A 1,051-nucleotide genomic window follows, 5' to 3' on the forward strand; every position below is an offset into this window, starting at 1 on the left:
AATTTGAGTTGTATTTAAATAAAGGTCACCAACTGTATAGATTAGAAGTTATGATTTCTGTGTTAGCACCGTATATTTCATACCATTTTTTTAAATATTCATTAGAAAATGATTCTATAAACCTCCAAGGAAAAACTACACCTTTTGTTGATGAGCATAAAATATATCTAGAAAAGATTCGACTTTTTTCTAAGTCTAATAAGTTAAAAATCTTAACTGATGATTGTTTAAAGTCAAAGATAGAAGTACCAGCATATAGTTCTTCAGCAAGTGTATATAAGCTATTATTTGAGAATAGTGAAATAGGTTTTCCGTACTGATAATCTTCTTCAAAAAAAAGCTCATAAAGAGTTAATATACCGTACAATCTTTCATATATTTTTAGTAGAAAATCTAAATTTTAAAAGAACTATAGACTATTTGAAGCAACTTAAGAGGGTGAATATTATGATGAAGACTATTTATATACAAGATTGGATACTCAAAATAGATGCTGAAAAAACAGAAGAATACTATGATAGTATAACAGTTGAAGAAGGTTGTGATTGTGCTTATTGTAAAAACTACATAAAGAATTGTAAAACATTTCCCAAAGAAGTACTGAATTTTTATAAAATGTTAGGGATTGACCCTCAAAAAGAAGGGGAATTTATGGAGTTTGAAACTGATACAGGTAAGCATTTATATATGGGATTCTATCATTTGGTAGGAGAAATTATTAAAAAGCCTAGTAAGAAAGCAAAAAAATGGGATAATTTAAATATTATAAAAGTTAATAATTTGAAGTTTACATTTACTGATAAATTAGACCTTGTACCAGATAATTTTCCAAGACCAGTTATTCAATTGGAATTTGAAGTTATGCTACCTTGGCTTTTGGAAGAGAAGATATGAAGGGAGCATGTGTAAGAGAGGTGCATCAACAAATGAAAGTGTTAAAACCACTGTCAAAAGAAGAATTTTATAGTATAAGAAAGTTCTCAATAAATCATGAAGAAATAAAAGGTTGCTTTGAGAAATATACTCATGGATTTTTAGATATTTATAACCA

At 27.6% G+C, this 1,051-nt stretch carries 2 protein-coding genes; both read left to right on the forward strand.

All coding sequences use genetic code 11. The annotated features are described in order from the left end of the window. A partial coding sequence (locus L21TH_RS14825) for a hypothetical protein (RefSeq protein WP_034429927.1) occupies positions 1 to 320 on the forward strand: 320 nt, incomplete at its 5' end. A 127-nt stretch (positions 321 to 447) separates the two neighbouring features. Beyond that, positions 448 to 894 carry a hypothetical protein gene (locus L21TH_RS13860; protein ID WP_052002706.1) on the forward strand — a complete coding sequence of 149 codons (447 nt, stop codon included), beginning with the start codon at positions 448 to 450 and terminating at the stop codon, positions 892 to 894. Positions 895 to 1,051 lie beyond the last annotated feature (157 nt).

The sequence above is a fragment of the Caldisalinibacter kiritimatiensis genome (assembly GCF_000387765.1).
In the GTDB taxonomy this organism is placed as follows: Bacteria; Bacillota; Clostridia; order Tissierellales; family Caldisalinibacteraceae; genus Caldisalinibacter; species Caldisalinibacter kiritimatiensis.